This window comes from Dyadobacter sp. CY345 (assembly GCF_021502725.1).
Lineage (GTDB): Bacteria > Bacteroidota > Bacteroidia > Cytophagales > Spirosomataceae > Dyadobacter.
This window is the reverse complement of the sequence record NZ_JAKFFS010000001.1, coordinates 1,297,506-1,319,057: the sequence shown is the minus strand read 5'-3', so window position 1 is coordinate 1,319,057 and position 21,552 is coordinate 1,297,506. Positions and strand designations below refer to the sequence as shown.

Annotated in this window: 14 protein-coding genes; 3 read left to right on the top strand and 11 right to left on the bottom strand. The window is 42.0% G+C overall.

The genetic code is table 11. The annotated features are described in order from the left end of the window. Positions 1–368: 368 nt before the first annotated feature. From L0657_RS05510 to L0657_RS05490, 5 genes are all read right to left on the bottom strand, one after another. Positions 369–1,856: a c-type cytochrome domain-containing protein gene (locus L0657_RS05510; protein ID WP_235149414.1), complete on the bottom strand. Its 1,488-nt coding sequence runs from the start codon at positions 1,854–1,856 to the stop codon at positions 369–371. A 50-nt stretch (positions 1,857–1,906) separates the two neighbouring features. Continuing rightward, positions 1,907–3,382 (bottom strand): DUF1501 domain-containing protein, encoded by a 1,476-nt coding sequence (locus L0657_RS05505; protein ID WP_235149413.1) that lies wholly within the window; start codon positions 3,380–3,382, stop codon positions 1,907–1,909. A 28-nt stretch (positions 3,383–3,410) separates the two neighbouring features. Beyond that, positions 3,411–6,170 carry a DUF1553 domain-containing protein gene (locus L0657_RS05500; RefSeq protein WP_235149412.1) on the bottom strand — a complete coding sequence of 920 codons (2,760 nt, stop codon included), beginning with the start codon at positions 6,168–6,170 and terminating at the stop codon, positions 3,411–3,413. A 628-nt stretch (positions 6,171–6,798) separates the two neighbouring features. Further along, positions 6,799–7,662 (bottom strand): SDR family oxidoreductase, encoded by an 864-nt coding sequence (locus tag L0657_RS05495; RefSeq protein ID WP_235149411.1) that lies wholly within the window; start codon positions 7,660–7,662, stop codon positions 6,799–6,801. Between the two features lie 79 nt (positions 7,663–7,741). After that, positions 7,742–8,311, bottom strand: coding sequence for a Crp/Fnr family transcriptional regulator (locus L0657_RS05490; protein ID WP_235149410.1), 570 nt, complete (start codon positions 8,309–8,311; stop codon positions 7,742–7,744). A 524-nt stretch (positions 8,312–8,835) separates the two neighbouring features. Between L0657_RS05490 and L0657_RS05485 the strand changes: the two genes are divergently transcribed. Together L0657_RS05485 and L0657_RS05480 are read left to right on the top strand one after the other, a co-directional pair. Next, a complete protein-coding gene (locus L0657_RS05485; RefSeq protein WP_235149409.1) occupies positions 8,836–9,801 on the top strand; it encodes an NADP-dependent oxidoreductase in 966 nt (321 codons plus the stop codon). Positions 9,802–9,805: 4 nt separating this feature from the next. Further along, positions 9,806–10,714, top strand: coding sequence for an AraC family transcriptional regulator (locus tag L0657_RS05480; RefSeq protein WP_235149408.1), 909 nt, complete (start codon positions 9,806–9,808; stop codon positions 10,712–10,714). A 1,341-nt stretch (positions 10,715–12,055) separates the two neighbouring features. On the opposite strand, the gene L0657_RS05475 is transcribed toward L0657_RS05480, so the two are convergent. From L0657_RS05475 to L0657_RS05465, 3 genes are all read right to left on the bottom strand, one after another. Next, entirely contained in the window at positions 12,056–12,478 is a 423-nt protein-coding gene (locus L0657_RS05475; protein ID WP_235149407.1) for a response regulator, read from the bottom strand. A 62-nt stretch (positions 12,479–12,540) separates the two neighbouring features. Then, entirely contained in the window at positions 12,541–12,831 is a 291-nt protein-coding gene (locus L0657_RS05470; protein ID WP_235149406.1) for a hypothetical protein, read from the bottom strand. A gap of 46 nt (positions 12,832–12,877) precedes the next feature. After that, positions 12,878–13,273 (bottom strand): hypothetical protein, encoded by a 396-nt coding sequence (locus tag L0657_RS05465; RefSeq protein ID WP_235149405.1) that lies wholly within the window; start codon positions 13,271–13,273, stop codon positions 12,878–12,880. Between the two features lie 549 nt (positions 13,274–13,822). Here L0657_RS05465 and L0657_RS05460 point away from each other — a divergent pair. Further along, positions 13,823–14,092 (top strand): hypothetical protein, encoded by a 270-nt coding sequence (locus L0657_RS05460; RefSeq protein WP_235149404.1) that lies wholly within the window; start codon positions 13,823–13,825, stop codon positions 14,090–14,092. A 384-nt stretch (positions 14,093–14,476) separates the two neighbouring features. Here L0657_RS05460 and L0657_RS05455 read toward each other — a convergent pair whose 3' ends face one another. From L0657_RS05455 to L0657_RS05445, 3 genes are all read right to left on the bottom strand, one after another. Beyond that, positions 14,477–14,746, bottom strand: a complete 270-nt coding sequence (locus tag L0657_RS05455) for a hypothetical protein (RefSeq protein WP_235149403.1) — start codon at positions 14,744–14,746, stop codon at positions 14,477–14,479. Positions 14,747–14,813: 67 nt separating this feature from the next. Next, the gene (locus tag L0657_RS05450; protein ID WP_235149402.1) at positions 14,814–14,996 is read right to left on the bottom strand and encodes a hypothetical protein; all 183 of its coding nucleotides are present in this window, start codon (positions 14,994–14,996) and stop codon (positions 14,814–14,816) included. A gap of 566 nt (positions 14,997–15,562) precedes the next feature. Continuing rightward, a complete protein-coding gene (locus L0657_RS05445) occupies positions 15,563–21,193 on the bottom strand; it encodes a PAS domain S-box protein (RefSeq protein WP_235149401.1) in 5,631 nt (1,876 codons plus the stop codon). Positions 21,194–21,552 lie beyond the last annotated feature (359 nt).

The following is a 21,552-nucleotide window of genomic DNA, read 5'->3' as shown; positions in this document are numbered from 1 at the left end:
ACTAGAAATATACATCACTTTAAAGCTTTTGTTTTTTCAATAACAGAGGCACTTTATGCCATGCAAAACATTGACGGTCAACGGCGATTAAATAGTAACTCTCGAATACAAAAATTCTGTCGAAATATAAACTACCATACTTCCTTTGAGGAAGATAGGATGTACTTTCATGGTTATGCTATTAGTTCAGGAGAGAAGATATTTGATTATTTCTTTGTTGCCGAGTTTATCTATTTGGAGGAGGAACCAAAGGAAAATACCTGTCAGTCAATTCCTTCAACGGCTTGATTTTCAGTCTATAATTCCCACAACTGACATGTTGCAGCGTGAAAAATATATATTATTTCTGTCCAGATACTTAGCGGAAACTATTTGGAAGTCAGCGTATCATTTTTCTGGGCAAACCTGGCCATTAGCTCTTTATTCAAACCATTCGTGATCACTAATCCCGGATATTTCGAAGTCACGACTGCTATGGCGCTGTCAGATACCGCTGAGCCCCATACGTAAACCGATTTCACACTTTTGTTATCAGCTACGTTTTTTAACCCTCGATCAGAAACTTTCGTATCAACCAGATTTAAATATTCAAGATATTTTAATGATTTAAGGTTTGCCAAACCTGCGTCACCTACGGCGGTGTGCTCCAAATGTAGTCTGGTCAGATTTTTGAGCTTTGAAACTTCTTTTAAACCAGCATCTGTAATTTTTGTTTTTCCAAGTTTAAGCCATGTGATCTGTTCGGCGAGAGGTAATAACAAACTGATCTGTGCATCGCCAAAATTTGCCGCATTCACAGCGCTTACCTCTATCAAATTTTGATCCTGAGACAGCCGATTCACGAGCAAACCTGCTTTGCGGAGTGCTTCGATATCTTTTTCGCTCGGTTCACTTACAGTTAATTTCGCGATTGCCGACTCAGCACTTTTGGGCAATTCAGATTTTGAAGCACCACCTGATGAACCTAACCCAGCCAGAGCAGTTTTGATCTGTTCTGTAACTTTTATATCAGAGACTTTTTTGTCAACTGGTGCGCCCTGATCGATCCACCAGGAAATAAGGGTGATCTGATCTGTGGATAGCTGCGGTTTTCCTTTTGGCGGCATGTGATCATCGTCGTCTTCCGGTAGTAAACACCTCGTGATCATGCTACTTTCGGCACCTTTTCCTGGTATAAATACCGGCCCTTCCTTTCCACCTTTTTGCAGAGATACAAACTGGTCAACTCTGAGATCTCCTTTCTGCTTTTTTTCGTTGTGACACTGGACACATTTCATTTCAAGAATTGGCTGTACAATATCCTGATAAACAAGCGCCTGTTGAATATCAGCAATAGGCTGAATGCCAGATATTTCTTTTTTTATCGGATCCATACCCGCCAGGCTTCGAAATGGTTCCGGTGTATACTGAGTCAGGTAACCCTCTCCGTGCGTCAGAGACCCGCCGTCATGGCCAGCCGTCATTGTTAAAATCGTGGCGAGACAAAAGGCCGGAAAGTAAAATTTGGCCAGCAATGTCTTACTATTTTGGAAAAATTCGGATTTTAACAACCAAGCTATCCACGCAAATGCAGCCACACCAATCCCCTGCCACATGTGATCGCTCAAGAGTTTTTCATCGTAACCGCCTCCCAGAGAAAGCATATACCCGGCAAAACAAGCAAAAGTTGCACTGACAGCAGACCAGAATAATATGAAGGTGACAGTTGATTCAGATACACTAATTTTACCCATACGTCGTCCGGCTTCCAGCAAAGCAGCAATCAACAAAAAACCAATAGGCGCATGCACGAGAACAGGGTGGAACCGTCCAATGAAATTAGTGAAATCCGAAGCAACGATAACTGTTAGTGTCATGTAATTAAATATATACTCAGTCTAAAAATTCCGGATTAGTTGAATCATGATCAGGCAATAACCTGGCTGACAACTTTTCCCATTGTATCAGTCAGGCGGAAATTTCGTCCTTGAAAAGGATAGGTAAACTTTTCATGATCAAAACCCATTAAGTGTAATATCGTGGCTTGAAGATCATGAACATGGACTTTATCTTTTACACCGTAATATCCAAGTTCGTCCGTCTCGCCATGCGAATATCCTTTCTTCACCCCGCCACCAGCCATCCACATCGTAAATGCTTCCAGATGATGGTCGCGACCCATATAAGGCATCACCAACCCATTTCTATTTTCCTGCATTGGTGTGCGGCCAAATTCTCCACCCCAGATCACCAAGGTTTCTTCCAGCAGACCACGCATTTTTAAATCCTGTAACAAAGCTGCAACCGGCCGGTCCGACTCCTGACATTTCTCCCTTAAACCTCCTTCTACATTTGATGTACTGGAAGTTCCATGGGCGTCCCATCCCCAATCAAAAAGCTGGACAAAGCGCACATCGTTTTCAACTAATTTCCTGGCCAGCAGACAGTTCATAGCAAAAGTCCCTTCTCCGGGCTTCACACCATACATATCCAAAATAAATTGCGGTTCTTTGGAAACATCCATAACCTCAGGCACAGACATTTGCATACGGAATGCCATTTCATACTGGCTGATGCGCGTCAGGATTTCAGGGTCTTGGACATCTTCATAGGTTTTCCGGTTAATGTCATTAATCGCATCAATTGTCTGTTTTCGCATACTACGGTTCATTCCGGTCGGATCGCTCACGTAAAGAACGGGATCACCACCTGTTCTGCATTGCACGCCCTGGTAAACGGATGGAAGAAAACCACTTCCATAAACGCTTTTCCCGGCATCCGGCTGCTGTCCACCAGAGGCTAAAACGATAAATCCGGGTAAGTTCTGATTCTCTGATCCCAACCCGTAAACCGACCAGGCACCCAGACTTGGACGGCCCAGCCTGGCACTGCCTGTGTGCATGAGCAACTGGGCGGGTGCATGGTTAAACTGGTCGGTATGCATGGATTTTATAAACGTGATTTCATCAGCGACTGATTGCAAATGCGGCATGTAATCGGATATCCAGGCTCCTGAATTTCCATATTGATTAAATTTCCCTTGCGGACCAAGCATTTTTGGCACGCCCTGGATGAACGCAAATTTCTTTCCTTCCAAAAACTCAGCCGGACAATCCTTCCCATGGTATTTCAATAGCTCAGGCTTATAGTCAAAGAGTTCGAGCTGTGACGGAGCTCCGGCCATATGTATGTAAATAACCCTTTTGGCCTTTGGAGCAAATTGTGGAATTTTAGATGATGCCAGCTTCGCAGCGGTATCCGTTTCGGCATTTGAATTACCACAGGAGCCGAGCAGCGATCCTAGTCCAAGCGCACCAAGCCCAAATCCACATGACTGCAAAAAGTGGCGCCGGGTCTGGCTTTCCAAATTAGCATGTTGTAATTCTTTTAAAAGCTTTTCCATAATATAAGATTTTAGCTCGTCTGTCCGTCTACTCTTTCGTAACTACATTATCCAGATTCAGCATCACGTTAGCCGAAATCGTTAATGCTGCCAATTCCGGAGAATGTTCGTTTCCATAAATAAGGATACTATCCGCATCCGCGGGCTTTCTTTTATAAATTTCCAATGCCTCTTTGTATATTCTCAACAGGACATTCAAGTTTTCTTTTTCAATAGATTGAAAGGTGAGCATCCTATAACCCTCGGTTAATTGCTGCTCGGGTGTCTTGCCTCTTTTCTTCATTCTGGAAGCTAATTTTTCAGCAGCTTCCAGATATACAGGATCATTTAATGTAACCAGTGCCTGTAAAGGTGTATTGGTCAGCATCCTTCGGGATTGACATAATTCACGGCTCGGCGCGTCGAAAGTAACCATTGAAGGGTAAGGCGCTGTTCGTTTCCAATAGGTATAAATGCCTCTCCTGTACTTATCCTCGCCTTCGCTAAGCACCCATTTTTCGCCACTGTATGGCGACTGCCAGATTTTATCAGGTTGCGGAGGCATTACGCCGGGTCCATACATTTTTCTGGAAATTAATCCGCTGCATGCCAGCGCCTGATCACGGACTTGCTCTGCACTTAACCGAACTCGCGGCCCACGGGACAGCCAGATATTGTACGGATCTTTTTCAAGTTTTTCCTTATTGGTTTTAGAACTTTGTCGATATGTACCCGACATCACTATTGTCTTCAAAAGTTTTTTTACGCTCCATTGGTCATCTTCCATAAACCTGACAGCCAGCCAATCCAGCAGCTCCGGATGGGTGGGCTCACTTCCCTGCGAACCAAAATCTTCAACCGTTTCTACAATCCCTTTTCCAAACAATTGCTCCCAGAATCGGTTAACAATAACTCGTCCGGTCAACGGGTTTTCTCTGTTCACGATCCATTTCGCCAGGCCGAGACGGTCGCGCGAAAATTCCTTTGGCATAGGTGCCAGTAACTTAGGCACATCTGGTTTTACCTCTGCTCCTTTCACCATCCAATTTCCTCTGACAAACACGTGCGTTTTTCTAGCAAAATCACCCCTTCCCTCCCAGATCACCGGAATGCTTTCAGTAGATTTTGTCAATGCAGTTGCATAGTCCGTAACAATATTTTTATATTCTGGTTGATTACTACCAGGGAGTTCCGGCTGAAAGGAAATCCATGAGATCTTAACCCACTCTTCCGGTGATTTCGGACTGTTAAGCGATAGATAAATATCATGTTTACCAGCCATTTTTGAAATGGGTGCAATAATCACCGTATCCTTGCCTTTTTCTGGTATTTTAATTTGGGATAAAACAGCTCCATCTATTTTGTCCAGGTGAAGCGTAAGAACGGCGTTTTCTGCTTTCGTAGAAACACTCATCAATATACTACCAGCCCTTTCCAGGTTTACCTTTGGAATCCTGGCATTTCCTTTATTTTTAACACCGAAATAAGAAACGCCAAGAACAGTAGACTGATCCCCCTTCGCGAAGCTGTGGGAATTAATCTTGGGTTCCATCACATTCAGAAACTGGGTAACTTCCTTGGTTTGCGAGGGATTATACTTTTCAATCCAGCTTTTAACACGTTCCACGCGCGCTGAATCATTGCCCTTGTAAAACCTTAATTTTGGTGATTCGTCAGCCAGATCCTCATCTCTTGAATTATTAAAATACGCCATGTATTTGTAATAATCTTCATGCGGAATCGGATCATAAGGATGGCTGTGACATTGAATACAGGCAAATGTTGTCCCCTGCCACACTTCCCAGGTCGTGTTCACCCGGTCTATCTGGGCAGAAGTACGGAATTCCTCATCCTCGGTACCGCCTTCATTGTTGGTCATCGTGTTACGGTGAAAACCCGTAGCGATCAGGTTATTTTTATCAGGAAAACCATCCTTGCCTCCCGGTAATAAATCTCCGCCAAGCTGCTCTATCGTGAATTTGTCAAAAGGTTTGTCTTGGTTAAAAGCTTTAACAACGTAGTCACGGTAACGCCACATCGTTCTGGCACCATCACTTTCATACCCTTTCGTATCTGCATAACGCGCCAGGTCCATCCACATTGAGGCCCACCTTTCACCATAGGCGGAGGATTTCAACAACCGGTCAACAACCTTTTCGTAGGCATCGGAAGATTTATCATTGACAAAATCATTAACTTCTTTTTCCATCGGAGGCAAGCCGGAAAGATCCAGGCTTACCCTGCGAATTAATGTGATCCGGTCTGCCTCAGGAGAAACATTGAGACCTTCCTTTTTCAGTTTTTTTATAACGAAATTGTCTATTTCATTTTTCGCAAACTTTTTCTCATCCGTCTCAATGAGTCCGTACAAATTCCATAGATTATTTAACGATGGAACATCCGGTTTTTCAATCCTTCTGTACGACCAGTGCTTTTCCCATTCTGCACCTTCGTTAATCCAATCTTTCAGTGTTTTGACTTCTTCTTCCGTCAACGGATTTCCTTTTTGAGGCATCTTTTCGTCCGCATCTTCGCTCAAAATCCGCCGTATCATCTCACTGGCATCTGCGTCGCCACGAACAACCGGAATCTTACCAGATTTGCCAGGCTCCAGCATCTCATGCTCAAAAAGGAAACTGACATCCCCTGCCTTTTTCACACCGCCATGGCATCCCATGCAGTTTTTATTTAAAATTGGCTTGACCTCTGTATTATAATCTACCTTACGACCAAACAAACTTTCCTTCCATGAAAAGGCTGAAAGCGAAACGGTTATACCGATAAGACCTATAAAAATATATTTTTTCATATTGACAAAGCAAGAATCTGGTAAACGTCATCAGGCTTAACAACTAAGCCTCAGATAAGAAAACTGCTCCTGCAAATGTCTATTAACATATCCGGTCAAACCATGGGTGATATTGGGAAAAGAATGGATTATTATATGATGTCGAAGTTCAGTAAAATGTAATTTAGCCGTGAGGCGGCATCAATTTACTCCTCCGTCAACAAATCTAAAACCTAAAAACAATTAACTCCGTTTCTGCTGACAACCAAAGTGTCTAAATGTCTAACATTCCACCGATAATTTTAAAGTTCTCTAAATCAATATTTAATCTTCATGTACCTGATCAAGAATAAAGTAGTAAGCATTAATTCTATGTGCTAAAAAGAAGTTTTTATAAACTAAACTAACATGAATTCCTGAACGGATTGCAAATCCCACGCTTTGCAATTAGAAGACACACAAGATAATGGCGGCATTTAAAATACGTATCCTCTAAAAAGAAAGAAAGCTCAATAAAATATATCTATTGAGCTTTCTTTCCGCACTGGTACGGTTCATCTTACCGGAGTACTTCTTGTTGTAAAAATCACATTTGAATGTGAGATTTGAGTTGCGTTTTGTTGCAGAATTTTTGGGTATTTGATAAAGGTCAGGCCAGTAAATCTTTCATTCCCAATGCAGTTATCCCTCTTGCATACTCGACTTTTACAGCATCATTAGCAGCTCTTACCATATCACCCGTTGCAGGATCTACAACTGTTCTTAGTGGTCTCTGCCCGGTTGGTAAATTGATCAGATCAACTATTGCATCTGCAACGTCTTGCGGGTTTGGTTTTAAAGTTTCAAAAATCTGGCCAATAGCCGCTCCCATTTTACCCGGAATATCAGCTATTACTTCATACCCACCAACAACAGAAGTATCTGAACCAAATTGGTTTTTCATATATATTTCGGTGGGGAAAGCGCCTGGCTGAACAATGGCCACATCAATACCTAAAGGCCTTGTCTCATAATGCAAACCCTCGCTCAATCCTTCCAGACCGAACTTTGAAGCGCCATACACTGCTGAAAAAGGTGCAGAGAATCTTCCAAAACCACTTGAAATATTAATAATTAAGCCTTCCGATTGTTTACGCATGGCGGGCAATACCAGTTTCATTAATCTCCAGGGTGCAAAAACGTTCACATCAAACATGTCCTGTACATCACCCGTTGTAAAGCTTTCAGTCACACCTGTCATTGTATAACCTGCATTGTTTACCAATACATCTATTCTTCCTTCTTTGGTTAGAATAGTGTCAATTGCATTTTTCACACTGGCGTCATCCGTTAGGGAAACATCTAAAACGGTTATATTTTCTACCTCCGATAATGCTTTTGCTTTATCAGCATTTTTCCCATCGATATCCCTCATGGTAGCATATACTTTGTGACCCAAACCAGCTACGCTATTCGCGGCAAGCCATCCAAATCCGCTATTTGTTCCTGTAATTAATACAACTTTTTTGCTCATTATTTTATTGATTTAAGTTAATGATGCAAAGTTTTATATTTAAAAAAGCGAACCCTTTACCATTTGGTAAAAAGGAATTTCAACGAATATTTTTCCTTATTCTGCTTAAAGATTGCTGTGTAATTCCCAGGTAAGAAGCGATATAGGAAAGCGGAATGCGGTTAGAAAGCATGGGGGATTTTTCAATAAATGATAAGTAACGGGTGGTGGCATCTTCTGAAACTAATGAACTTCTTTTATCTATGGTTTCTACCAGACATTTTTGATACACTTTGGCAACAACCCTATCCCAATCAAGAATTGTATTCGAAATTTCGTCCCAATCTTTCTTTGAAAAAACGATGAGCTTACAGTCTGTAACTGCCTGTACATATTCGGAAGCCGTCACACTCGATTCAAACTTTGGATAGTCGGTTATAAAATTATTTTCATCAGCAAAGCCATTTGTAATTTCTTCGCCTTTGTTGTTGTAATAACAAAAACGAAAAACACCTTCCAGTACGAAACCCAAATGCCTGGGGATTTTTCCGGCTTCAGAAAAATATTCCCCTTTACGAAGCTCCAGACTTGTTGCCTTGCTCACAAGAAGGTCAGTCTGTTGTTTGTTCAAATTGGCAAACCGTAGAATATGATCAATAAATTCTTTCATAGGCGAAAGTTAGTACCCCTTCTCATCAGTTCATTTATCATTTGGTAAAAAGTCAACTACGTGTCAGTTAAGACTTGCAAAATTAGAAATAGATACTTGAAGTCTCAACAAACCACCGTTTTTGTGAACTACAGTAAAGAACAAGAAGGTAGATAAATGTTATTACTTTGAAAAACTTCGGAGCTTCCGACCAATGTTATCTCTTCTAAAAAACGTTTTATTTCAACGCAGGAGGTCTTAAAATCCTTAAACAAAACCGTTGCTATAACTGGTCCGGCAATACGTTAAGCAAGTTCCTGTAAAACAAATATTGCTAACTTTTTGGTCAGGAAGAGCCACATACAATTGATGATTTATTTTCCGGATAAGTTATAATCTTGGAATTGGCAATCACTGAAAAACAATAACAAGGGAAAATTGAAGACGGAACCTGCCAATTCGTAATTAGGCTAACATAAAGCGGAATTTGGTTAAATTAATCTTCTGAATCATCCTCATTTTTGCTGGCAAATAAACTAAATATTATGAAAGCAGTAAGAATAAACGAGTTCGGCGGTCCGGAGGTCATGAAAATAGAAGATATTGAGATTCCAGTTCCAGCTTCTGATGAAATTTTGGTTAAAGTATATGCTAGCGGTGTCAACCCTGTTGACTGGGCAATTCGGAAAGGCAACAATGAAAGTTTGAAATCGTTCCTGACCTTACCCATGACCTTGGGCTGGGATGCGGCTGGAATAGTTGAGGCGACCGGAAGTGATGTGAATATCCTTAAAACAGGAGATGCTGTTTACGGTGTACCCAATTTTCCTGGCGACGGCAGTTATGCGGAATACTGTGTTGCAAAAGCAACCCAATTTGCCCTTAAACCAAAAAGTCTTAGCTTCAATGAAGCAGCAGGTGTCCCTTTGGCAGCACTTACTGCCTGGACGGCTATATTTGAGTACGGAAAATTAATGACCGGCCAGCGCATTTTCATTCAGGGGGCCTCAGGTGGCGTTGGAGGTTTCGCTTTGCAGTTTGCCAAAGCAAGGGGTGCCTATGTAATCGGAACAGCTTCAACAGATAACCTGGAGCATGTAAAGAATCTCGGTGCAGATGAGGTAATCGATTATACAACCCAAAACTTTGAAGAACTGGTGCAGAATATAGATGTTGTTCTGGAGGCTTCGCCGACCCGTAATAATGATGAGCGGATCAAAGCATTTGGCGTATTGAATGAAGGAGGAATATTTGTAAGTGTGAATACTGATTTCCCGTTTAATGATCAATTGACGCAAGTCGCAGCTGATAAGAAAATAACCGCAGAACTTTCCGCTAACCAACCCCGTCAGCAATGGTTATCTGAAATTGCACAGTTAATTGATGAAGGGAAAGTGACGGTTTTGATCAGCCAAGTATTTGCTTTGGAAGATGTAGCTGAAGCACACATTGAAAGCGAAACCTGGCACGTGAGAGGCAGACTAGTACTCGAAGTAAGAAAAGAAATTTAATTGTATGAAGCATTTTAAAACCATAAGCGAATTTCACCAGTATGTGCATTTGGCTGCGCCGCTACATCCACTGATAAGTATAGTGGATGTAGCGACCGTTCCGCATTCACAAAGCGAAGAGGCTGTACCTATGGCATTTGATTTCTATTCTATTTCAATAAAAAGAATGCTTAACGTTAAGGTAAAATATGGACAGCACCCATTTGACTTTAATGGAGGTATTATGTCTTTCATGTCTCCAAATCAGATATTTAGCATTGACGTGGATGACAAGGGCAAAAGTGTAGAAAAATCAGGTTGGGTGTTATACATCCATCCTGATTTTTTATGGAACACCGGTTTGGCAAAAATTATAAAGCAGTATGATTTTTGGGGTTATTCATTACACGAAGGATTGTTTCTCTCTGAGAAAGAAGAAGTGATCATAACAGCCGTCATTCAGAACATTGAACATGAATATCATTCGAATATTGATAGATTTAGCAAAAGTATCATTATTTCCCACCTGGAAACGTTACTTAATTATGCAGACCGCTTTTATCATCGTCAATTTATTACACGGGAGAAAGCTAACCACCAGGTCCTGGAACGTTTGGAAAATTTATTGACAGACTATTTCAACAGTGACGATTTGATCTCGAAAGGTTTGCCCACGGTGATGTATCTGGCGGGAGCGTTAAATATATCCTCTAAGTATTTAAGCAGTATGCTTAAAGTGCTCACCGGACAGAGTACCCAGCAGCACATTCACGAAAAGCTGATTGAAAAAGCCAAAGAAAAGCTATCTACTACAAACCTGTCTGTCAGTGAAATTGCTTATGAGCTTGGGTTTGAACACTTACAGTCATTCAGCAGACTATTTAAGATAAAAACCAAACTATCACCCCTTGAATTTAGACAATCTTTTAACTGACAATAATGATTCATGCACTTTTTACCGACAGAATTCATTTAACCAGCATTAATTTAAAAAATTTGTATTGAAGGAAATTAGCTTCCTACTAGCCTGAATCTCATATATACTACCGTTTTTACGATTATTCAATTGAATCTAAGGCAAAATAATTCAGCATAACAAGCTAAAAGCCCCATTTCTGCTCTTTCTGCCGGGTATGATCCACGAGCATATAACATTTAATTCAGTAATGCCCTTGAACATAAGAAGGACTTTATTATGATTCAATTCCAACGAATACAAAGTATTAGGTGTTTTTCCAAATGAACGTAAATTGACACCTAAACTTTTACAATAAAAAACTTATTTTTTCTTTTTTTAGATTAAACATAGGTTGTTTTAAAGTACATTTTAAGATATTCATTCAGCACACATCTTACTGAATTACAGACAGTCAAGCAATAACTCAGGTGCACCGAATTGGTACCTTGAAAGTTGATAATAATGGAATATTTTGGCTGTTAAAAAAAAAGAAATAGCCCGTAAATCGTTGATTTACGGGCTATTAAGTAATTTTGATTTTTCAATCAGTGGAGACGGAGGGATTCGAACCTTACTTGTAAGTGATTAATTTTCAAATACTTACAAAGCTCAAAACCTTAAACTCTATGATTTACGCGCTGAATAATTTTCTACCTTGAAAATTATTCTCGTGGAAGCGGAGGGATTCGAACCTGCCCCATAATACACTCATAATAAGGCAATTAAAAATAAATAATCACCAACCTTCACGATTCACGCTATTATACGTATAAAAAACTTCTGCTTAAACATGCTTGATTTTCTTACACACAATTCTCTATTGAGACAAAGTTAATAAATCTTTGAATCCCATGCATAGCCAATCTGTTAATACTTTCGGTATGCCTTGAACTTAATATCCTCAATACTGGCGAATAGCAACTTACATTACCAGTTGGTCTTTGACTTAGAATGATTATTAAATTCCAAAGCGAACAATTTTTGAGAATTTTATCCTTGTACTTCGCATGCAAATTTTGGTAAAAGCCGAATTCGAAACGTACTAACAGAGTTGGCAATTGGAAACCAGCAGCAATTCATACAACTATAATGTTATAAATAGATAACTGATTTGGCAGTTTTAACTGGTTGTTAGGAATTAAATTTGCCAGTCACTGAATCGTTTTGAGAAACACCTGTATAAGATATTTAACATAACATGTAGTTATACAACAGTAAATACACTGAAATAGTCATACGCAAACCATGTATATTACTGAAAATGAATAAATAATAGTCGTTATAAAATTTTCTCTGTTTGTTGCATGGGAAACCTATTCAAAAATTGTTTGGAGATGCACATTTTTTCCAATATTCTATTATTGCTTTTATCGTTTCCATAATTTCATCAACTCCATTCGGCTTTACAAAGAATCCTTGTGCAGAAGAGCTGTAAGCATCGATAACCGCCTGCTGATTTAGTGCCGTGGTAAAATACACATAAGGGATACACTTTAGATTAAGCTCAGCATCTTCCTGGATCTTCCGCCTAAGCTCCAACCCATTTAATTTAGGCAGATTTATATCAGAAATAATAATGAAAGGAAGGTCTGAAGAATTATAAAGATATTCTAGTGCCGATAATCCATCCAAAAAGTACATCCTTTGATTTGGATATCCCAGTTGGTTGAATACGTCTTCAAGTAAAAACTGGTCATCTTCATCGTCTTCAATAATAATAATTGTACCGTTTTTGTCCATAATAGCTTTTTAATTATCGTCACAATAATGCGAACCATTTAATAATCTTATTTAAACTGACCTTAAACCTGCAACTTTCCGTTAATATAAACCTTAAAATCACCAGAAGTAGCAAGATTAAAAGCCATCTTATACTCAACACTTGAAATTTCGTCCCAATCTTCACTAAAAGCTCTTAAATCAACCCAATCGCCAGGTTTAGAAAGGTCGTATTCACGGTGTTCTAGGATTGGATTCTCATTAAGAGAATTTATGACTTCGCAAACTGGCGGATTTAAAGTAGCCATCAAATGGGCATAATGGTAAATGCCATTCCTTTGCAATTTTTTAAAGTATTGATCCTGTTTATTCATTGTCGCTTCCTTAAAATCAATATTCAAAAATATTATAATGCTTATGTCATTTATCTAACATATTGATCTCTTGCAAATCTGAAAGCACCAACACCTGATTCCCAAATTTGGCAGATGCATCTTTCAGAGAAATTTCCAGGCGCTCTACAATTTCTTTAAAATCGTCAAATTTTGGTGCTTTCGACCGAACTATTTTACCGCTCTGATCAATAAGACTTGAAATTTCCCGCATCGCAATCTGAAACTCCCGGTTTTCAATCTGAACAGGCAGCTTTTCTCGAAAAATCACCGTTCTCACCATATTAGAAATTGTCTGTTTTCGTGTCCTTCTAAACAGCTTCTGAATCTGTAATAATTCAGCATCAGTCAGCCTTACCCTAATGTTTTTTTCCCTGCGATTTTCACTTTCCAATGGTTTTCGGCCTGCTCCTTTAATATTCATTAGTAATGAATTAGTTATAATTTATGTCCCACATTAATTAATAACTTGTCCTTTGTTTTTTTAGTTCCTAAGCCGTGTTTTGCATCAGAAATAACCGGAACAATGGATCAAAAACAACAATTTATAAGCGACAAATCAAACAACAAACAATTGTATTTGTCAGAAAGATTTGGAATTTCACTTCCACCTTTTTCCCTAATAAGTCTTGACAGCTTGCCAACTGTTTTGGAAGACAATAAATTATTTACCTACTCAAAATTTACATTCATTCCCTCGGATCCATAAGGGTTTTTGAAGCTAGCTAGTCCCTTGGTAACCAATTATTAGTACGTAAAGGCAAATATATCGTAAATGACAATATATCAATTCTTTAATAATTTATGTCCCACATAAATTATTAAATGTGAAATTCTGTCCTACTTTATTTGAACTCGATGTATTTGGTTTGTGGAAGTCAATTGAACGAAGCTCAGAAGCTATGAATGATCTTGCTCACAGCAACTTTCCTTCTTTCCCAGATCAGTAAATCACTTATTTGAAAAAATAAATATGACAACAATTACAGAGAATAAAAGCAAAGAAACAGATATCGAAAATTTTGAAGTTTCTCTAAGCAAGGCAGGTTTTTCAGTTAAGGCAACCAAAATTTCTCAGACCGGAGTTCTGGAAGTAATGAAATCTCTCAGAAAAACAGCCATTATAATTGTAATCAGCATAATTGTTACAATTACCTTACTACACAACGTAGGCGTGGATTTTGGAATAAGCCTAAAAGATAATATCAGTAACATTCTTAAAACTCATCAGCGCGCACCGTGAAATATTAGATATCTAATTTGATAATTAATTAATTTAGTCCTAAATCAATCCGTTATGTTATTTCAAGCTGACGACTTTGAGGTAGAATTTGAAGGTATGAAGGTTGCCATTAAAGTCATGGATTCGGATGGTAGGACTGTTTTTTAGCTAGCTTTTCCGACGGACGAAAGCCATTGATCATCAGCAGATCCAAAGTTTTTGACGGTCATAAGGTTTGGATGTCAATTCCGGAAGGAAGACAATCAGAAGCAATTCCAATTGGCGAGAAAATTGTTGAACATTTCAAAAACACTAAAACCTAGTAATCATGTGCTACTACAACGGTCCAAGAGTGACAAAAGCCGAATTTATACAATTAAGGCAGATTGAAAAAGCTGGTAAAGATTACGAATTTTTAAACCGGAATGTTACGCATGCTTTGGAATTTTGTAAAACCGCCGCCTTAAAACCAACCAGCATGGCCATGAATTGATCTTTCTGCCAGTTTGCGTCACTTAAGGCATTTCGCCTCTGGCGCGTTGCAAGACTGCTAAGATACGCTCTGCGGTTTATTCGGCCATTTCCACTTCCTGGTCCGTCCAAGCGTGTGGCTGGCTGTGATGTATCGTAAGGCTGGCCACCCAATGACCCTCTTATGCAGCAAAGGGATACCAATAATTAGAACCACCCCAATTGCCAGAAAACACCTTAAATGTTCATTCTATTCATGTTCATGAGTGATCTAAGGTAATACAAGTGTTTCACCCAAGCGTTGCGAGTTTTGCGCATTTCCAAAATCGCTCAGCCGAAAACGTCCAGTCATCTGGGGGAAATTATTGTTCACATAATTGGTTTCAAGGACAAAATACTTATCGTCAGGTTCAACTTCGGCATACAACACCCGGTTCACCCCTGAAGTGCTCACCCAAGATTACCAATACCACCGACTGGATTTGCTCTGCATCGGCCAGAGGATGTATTGCATCGCTCAGCTTCAAAAAGAACTCCGGTTTTTGTTCGCGTTCTTTGAGGTCAGTAACATTGGCTAACAGTACACCTATGTGCAACGGTTTCTGGCTAATACGAAAAACATCAGCCTCCATCCACAAATATAGTGTACCGATGTGAGCCTTGAATTGGGCAGGTCCCCCGTCAACGCTACATGTTCATAGATCTCCATGATGTCTGGCTCAACTTCTGGAAGCACTTCCAGAATTGTTTTACCGATTACATTAAACAATCCCGTTTGCGTCTCAAAAGCTTTGTTAACCAAGATGTAACAGAAATCAAGAGGCCCATCGCCACGGTCGTTGATTCGCTCTACAAACTGAATCCCTGATCCATTTTGGCGAATGCTTTGGTATTTACCGACCTAAGTATATCAGGTGGTAGCGTCTGTGGTTTATTCGAACTGATCATCGTTTAAGGGATAAATTGTTATGAATCGCGATTATTTGGAGTGCTGACTTAACTAGTCCATTATCAATCTGTTTATTTAGTCATTAAGTTATTTATTAATTTTTGCAGCTCTTCCATGTTGACAGGCTTTATCAAATGCCCGTCAAAACCAGCTTCCTTGCTCCGTTGTTTATCTTCCTGCTGCCCATATCCTGATAATGCGATAAGGGTAACATTGCGTCCCCAATTACCCTGCCGGATCAGTCTGGCTGTCTTATATCCGTCCAGATCGGGCATACCGATGTCGCAAAGCACCACCGCAGGTTCCAAAGTTTCAACAGCTTCCGCTCCGGCCTTGCCATTGAAACGGATATCAACTTTATAGCCTTTCAGTTTTAAAAGCATTGATGTCATTTTAGCCAAATCTTCAATGTCATCAATTATAAGAATTTGTAAGGTGGAATGATTGGTGGAATCATCAGACCTCTCCCTTATCGTTTGCTGAGGTGCATTCATTAGAGGCAGATATACAGTGAACTGACTACCCTGGCCAATCCCCGGACTTATGGCCTGTACCCGTCCATTATGCATTTCAACCAATTGCCTGACCAGCGTCAGGCCAATCCCTAATCCGCCTTGCGTGCGTGCAAGAGAGTTATCGGCTTGTACAAACAGCTCAAATACCGATGTCTGCTGCTCAGTCGAAAGTCCTATCCCATTGTCTTTTACACGTATTACAGCCTCATTGTTTTCAGCTGCAAGGCTGACCCACACCTTTCCGTCATCACCGGTATAGCGAAGGCTATTGGTTAAAAGATTGGTCATGACCTGAGACAGCCTGGTCGGATCTCCCTGAATAAATAAATCAGTGGGGACTTCATCCAAACGAAGCGTTTTGCCACGGCTTTCATATTGCGGCTGGATTGCTTTCACCGTGTTTTGGATCAGCGTACCAATTTCCATTCGCTCTGACTTTAGCTCGATTTTGCCTTGGGTAACCCGGCTAACATCTAACAGGTCATCTATCATGCGGACCAGGTGCGTAGCCTGATTGTCCATCATGTTAACAATTTCAAAAACTTGCGGATCTGCCTGCTGCATAAATTTCAAAAGTGATATCCCATTCCGGACGGTGGATACGGGGTTCCGTAGCTCGTGAGCTAGCATGGCCAGAAACTCATCCTTTCGTTTGCTGCCTTCCTTCAAGGCATCTTCACTACGTTTCTCGAGAGTAAGATCACGCATCACTTTTAGAAGCCCGATGATATTGTCTGCATCGTCAAGAAGCGGCGTGGTAACGCCTGATCCATAGAAACGCGAACCGTCTTTTCGAAGATGCCAACGCTCATTGGTCGCCCGCCCTTCGTTAACCGCCCTCTCCTTTTCAAGCTGTGGAGCACCTTTTGCCCTATCTTCCGGAACAAAAAAAATTTCTCCGGGCTGCCCTACAATTTCCTCTTCCAGATAACCCATCATATTCTGAGCCCCTGCATTCCAGTCCCGCACCCGCAAGTCCATGTCCAGTGTTAATATGGCGTAATCTTTTGCACTTTCAAGTATGGCACTCTGGCGCTCTTCACTTCGATGCAGATCCTGTTGGGCCTGCCGCCGCGCCGTAATGTCAAACATCACACCACTCATGGAAACAGGTTCTGTTCCTGATCTTTCCATTACACGACCAAAACCGCTCATCCAGCGTTCGGAGCCGTCTTCCAGTACCGCACGAAATTCGGTATCGAATTCCACATCACTGGCCAGCGATTCACGCAGCAAGCCATCGACCCTTTCTCTGTCAGCCGGATGAATATGTTCGAAAAATACTTGTGGCTGCACAGGCTCATTTCTTGGCTCCAGGCCAAAAATTTCGAAGTGACGTTCATTCCAAATGACCTGATTTTGTACCAGATCCCATTCCCAGGTTGCCATATCCGCGGCTTTTGTTGCGATGCGTAGCCTTTTTTCCGAATTATGCACCTGCTGCTCTGTATTCGCCCGGTCCACTGCGAGCCAGGTCCGCTCAATCACTTCTTGGACGAGCTGAATTTCATCAGGTTTCCACATCCGCGGCTCTGAGTGATGTATAGTAATTCCGGCTACAAGTCTTCCTTCCTGAACAAACGGCACCATCAGCCAGGAGCGGGTGTTGAGCTCGGCGTAGCCCGCACAATGTTCAGCCGAATAATCGTCTTCCTGCACATCTTCCTGCCAAAGCGGGCGTCCCTGCAATGCTTCCGCGAATGCTTCGGGTGTAAAATCAGAGAAATGCATTATGGCTCCCTTTGTCGGCAGCAAACCTTCTTCAAGGCTTTCGGCTGTGATCTGCATTTTTCCTTCCTGGTCAAGTGCTTCTGCATAAACAGCTCTGGGCACGTTCAACTGGTTTCGCAACAGGCGAAGGCTTTTGTCTTCAATGGCAAGCGGATTCGAAAGCGTGCGAAATGCATCGCTCAGTTCCAGCATATAGGCTTGACGTTGCTCCTGATGTTTACGCCCGGTAATGTCATCAAAAACAATGGCGACGCGGTTGCTGCCCTGATCGCCTATGCGGACAACCAACGCAGAGTACCAGTGGCTGGTGACCTGATGGTAATGTTCAAGGCGGACAGGCTCGCCGGTCCTCGCAACTTGGTCAAAATTTTCGAGCCAGAAGGGTTCCTCTGCCGGGACATATTCACTGGCGAGTTTACCCCTTGCATTATCAACTCCTGTCTGCCGCTCGAATACGCCATTCGCTTCGAGAAGACGATAATCTACCCCAGGGGCGGATATAGCCTGCCCATCATTTATCGAATGGTCGTGCACGATTTCAATAATACAAAAGCCCTGATCCATTGAATCGAACACCGTACGAAGTTTTTCTTCTGAATCGCGAAGCGACGCTTCCGCCCGCGCACGTTCAACACTCAGCAATAGCTGGCCTGCAACGGCCTGAACCAGCTCGATTTCAAGGGCAGTCCACTTTCTAGCCCGGCTATCTGATACCGAGAAATATGCCTTCCATTGACCACCCTGACTAAACGGCACAGCTATATAAGCTGCGACTTTCTGTGCCCATGCGCCTTCCTTGAGCACGGTTGATTGCGTTGTGTGGCCTGATAAGTCATGTTCAATATCGTTAATGACAGCTACCGCCGCCGCTCGCCAGCCATCCATTGCATCCGGCGCAATTATTGCATAGAGCGGATAAGTTCCTCGAACATCAAGCACATCTAGCGCGCTCCATGCATGAGAGAAGGTAACCTCGCTGTGGTCCTCATCGATGTCTACATAATGGTAGCTTGTCAACGCCAGATGAGCAGCCAGCTTGGCTCCCACAATTTTTACAATTTCGTCTTCATCTGTAATGTGGCTCAGGTCTTCGGCCATATTGATTTGAAATTCCCGGTTTATCTCCCGCTGCTTGCGCTCAGTAAAATCGTTGAACACCGCCACAACGAAAGGGCTGCCTGCACCGCCAAAGCGGGAATACTGTGCGGTAAGCCAGCGTCCGGTGTCTTCATTATATCCTTCTATCCGTTCGGAAATACCAGTCTGGTATACCCGCGTCAAAGCATCAAACCAAGAATGTTCAATATTGGGAAAAACTTCGCTTGCCTGCTTGCCGCTTGCTTCGGTAAGACCTGTATGTTGCTCAAAAGCTTCGTTCGCTTCGCGATAAATCATGTCGACAACCCTACCGTCTTTGTCAAGTAAAAGCTCCTGAATGCAGAAGCCTTCATCGATAGTCTCGAACAGCGTGCGGAATTTTTCTTCCGATTCGCGCAGGGAATCTTCGGCCTGTCTACGATCGTGGATATCGGTAGCAGCACCATACATTTTAACAACCTTTCCACTTTCGTCCTTAACCGGCGATGAGCTGACAACAAACCAGCGGTATACGCCGTCGTGACGCTGTATTCGGTGCTCCTGCTGCAAAGGCTGGCCGGTTTCAACTGCCTTTCCGTAGCGTTGGGCCGAACCTTCCCGGTCTTCAGGATGAATCGCATCGACCCAACCCCAGCCAATAGCCTCTTCCAGCGTTTGCCCGGTATATTCAAGCCAGCGCATATTGTACCAGTTGGTTGATCCATCCGGTTCGCTGTCCCAAAGCAAGTCCGGAACTAGATTGGCAATCGATTGAAAGCGCTCTTTCGAATCCTTTACGGCTTCTTCGGCCTTCCCACCTTCCACCGCTGCCCAGGTCCGCCGGGCAGACTCTTCCACAAGCTCGATTTCAAATTTTGTCCAATTGCGCGGCAATTCTGAATAAACAGCCACAAGTGCCATAAGTTGTCCGTTTTTAACAAGCGGTACACCTAAAACGGCACGAATACCGAGCGCCCGGTAGCTTTCCCGGTGTTCTTCCAATTCACTGTCGCAAAGTATGAAGGTTCGTCTGTTTCGATAGTCCGCAGCCTGATTAGCCGGAAGATCTGAAATGCGCACGCGATCAGGCACCGGCGATCCATTTACCTCATAACGCGCTGTGAGCTCAAATGTGTCCCCGTCAGTCAGCATCTCAAAATAAAACGCTTGTATCACATCGAGCTCTTTCGCTATCAGCTTTACAGCTCCCTGCTGTATTCGGACAGGATCTTTAATAGATCTTAAAGCATCAGTCAGTTTTAAAAGAAAAATTTGCTGCTGTGCCAGTTGCTTGCTTTCCGTAATATCGCTAAACACGACGGCAACCTGCCTGCTACCCGTCCCTCCAATTCTTGTCGTATTAGTCAGGTACCAACGTCCAGTTGGCTGGTGCCATTGTTCGAAGCGGGTTGGTTCGCCTGTTTCGGACACTTTCTCGTAGGTTTCATACCAATAATCTTCTGTGTTAAATGAAAAATCACTGTGACGTTTACCGATAACATCTCTTAATCCCGTTTGCTCTTCATAAGCGGGATTAACTTCAACCCATTCCAGATCAACCAGCTTTTCCTGGTCATTGTATATCAGTTTATAGATGCAGAATCCGTCATCGATAGCATTGAAAATAGATTCGAATTTATCGGTTGCTATCTTCGCTATTTTGTCTTTTAAAAGCAGCATTTCCGCTTCCGCTTTTTTTTCCTTCGTAATGTCCTCCCATGTATGTACCAGCCGGTCACCGTCTAACGGATTGTCGGTGATGGAGAACCAGACTTTACTACCCTGAAAATCTGTTTGCCGCACATATGCACTGCTCTTTCCGGCTTCAATCACCTGTCTGAACTGCGGCATTTGGACTAATGCATTTTCGCCAAGATCAGAGAACCTTTTTCCTGTAAAGTCTTCACCAAGCATGTCGATGCTGGCCCGGTTGATGTATTCATGCACAAAGTCAGTAATCTCACCTACATCATTCCGGACTGCTTTATATACTGCCACGCCTGTTTTTGACGCATCAATAACGCTTTGCAGTATGGTCCTACTTTCCCGTAGCTGCTGCTCCGTATTTTTCAGGCTTGTAATATCTGATGTTGTGATTGCCACGCCTCCATTGAGCTTCACTACCGACTGACGGAACCAACCATTGAACTGTTCATGCAGATAATGCTTTTCATATTGCTGGGGCTCACCTGTTTCGACAACTTGTCTGAAGGCTTCAAAAATACCTTCCTGAACTACACCGGGTTGTTGTTGCAGCAGGCTCAGGCCGATCACATTCCCGTAAACTTTCTCGGCAGCATAATTATTTAGTATCCATTTAAAATCAATAATCTCACCCTGATCGTTCCACACTGTTTCAAACACCTGAATCATGTCCATGGAAGAGTCCAGAGTTGCCTTGAGAAGATTCCCGGCAGTTTTAAGATTGTCAGCCTGTTGTTGGCCCAGGCCATCAGGCGATGAAAAAGATGTCATACCGTTGATTTAAATGTTTTTGTAGCAAAATCATCAAAGGAGTGACTGATAATTTAACACGCAGTACAGGCCTTGATCAGATGCTATTGATGGTTAGATTTAAATTCCAGCAGGAATTGGAAGAATGACTAACTAATAATAAAACAGTGCCATCGCTATATCGTTGGATTTCAGCCTCAAAAAGCGTTGGGAATTCCTGAGGCCTTGTTAACCCTGAATGCAAGGAGGGGGGCATCTTTAGCCTCAGGGATAAAATGGAGCAA

Excerpts from the sequence above, each read along its gene's own strand:
- L0657_RS05510 (WP_235149414.1), bottom strand. The coding sequence starts at position 1,856 with ATGACACTAACAGTTATCGTTGCTTCGGATTTCACTAATTTCATTGGA.
- L0657_RS05505 (WP_235149413.1), bottom strand. The coding sequence starts at position 3,382 with ATGGAAAAGCTTTTAAAAGAATTACAACATGCTAATTTGGAAAGCCAG.
- L0657_RS05500 (WP_235149412.1), bottom strand. The coding sequence starts at position 6,170 with ATGAAAAAATATATTTTTATAGGTCTTATCGGTATAACCGTTTCGCTT.
- L0657_RS05495 (WP_235149411.1), bottom strand. The coding sequence starts at position 7,662 with ATGAGCAAAAAAGTTGTATTAATTACAGGAACAAATAGCGGATTTGGA.
- L0657_RS05490 (WP_235149410.1), bottom strand. The coding sequence starts at position 8,311 with ATGAAAGAATTTATTGATCATATTCTACGGTTTGCCAATTTGAACAAA.
- L0657_RS05485 (WP_235149409.1), top strand. The coding sequence starts at position 8,836 with ATGAAAGCAGTAAGAATAAACGAGTTCGGCGGTCCGGAGGTCATGAAA.
- L0657_RS05480 (WP_235149408.1), top strand. The coding sequence starts at position 9,806 with ATGAAGCATTTTAAAACCATAAGCGAATTTCACCAGTATGTGCATTTG.
- L0657_RS05475 (WP_235149407.1), bottom strand. The coding sequence starts at position 12,478 with ATGGACAAAAACGGTACAATTATTATTATTGAAGACGATGAAGATGAC.
- L0657_RS05470 (WP_235149406.1), bottom strand. The coding sequence starts at position 12,831 with ATGAATAAACAGGATCAATACTTTAAAAAATTGCAAAGGAATGGCATT.
- L0657_RS05465 (WP_235149405.1), bottom strand. The coding sequence starts at position 13,273 with ATGAATATTAAAGGAGCAGGCCGAAAACCATTGGAAAGTGAAAATCGC.
- L0657_RS05460 (WP_235149404.1), top strand. The coding sequence starts at position 13,823 with ATGACAACAATTACAGAGAATAAAAGCAAAGAAACAGATATCGAAAAT.
- L0657_RS05445 (WP_235149401.1), bottom strand. The coding sequence starts at position 21,193 with ATGGACATGATTCAGGTGTTTGAAACAGTGTGGAACGATCAGGGTGAG.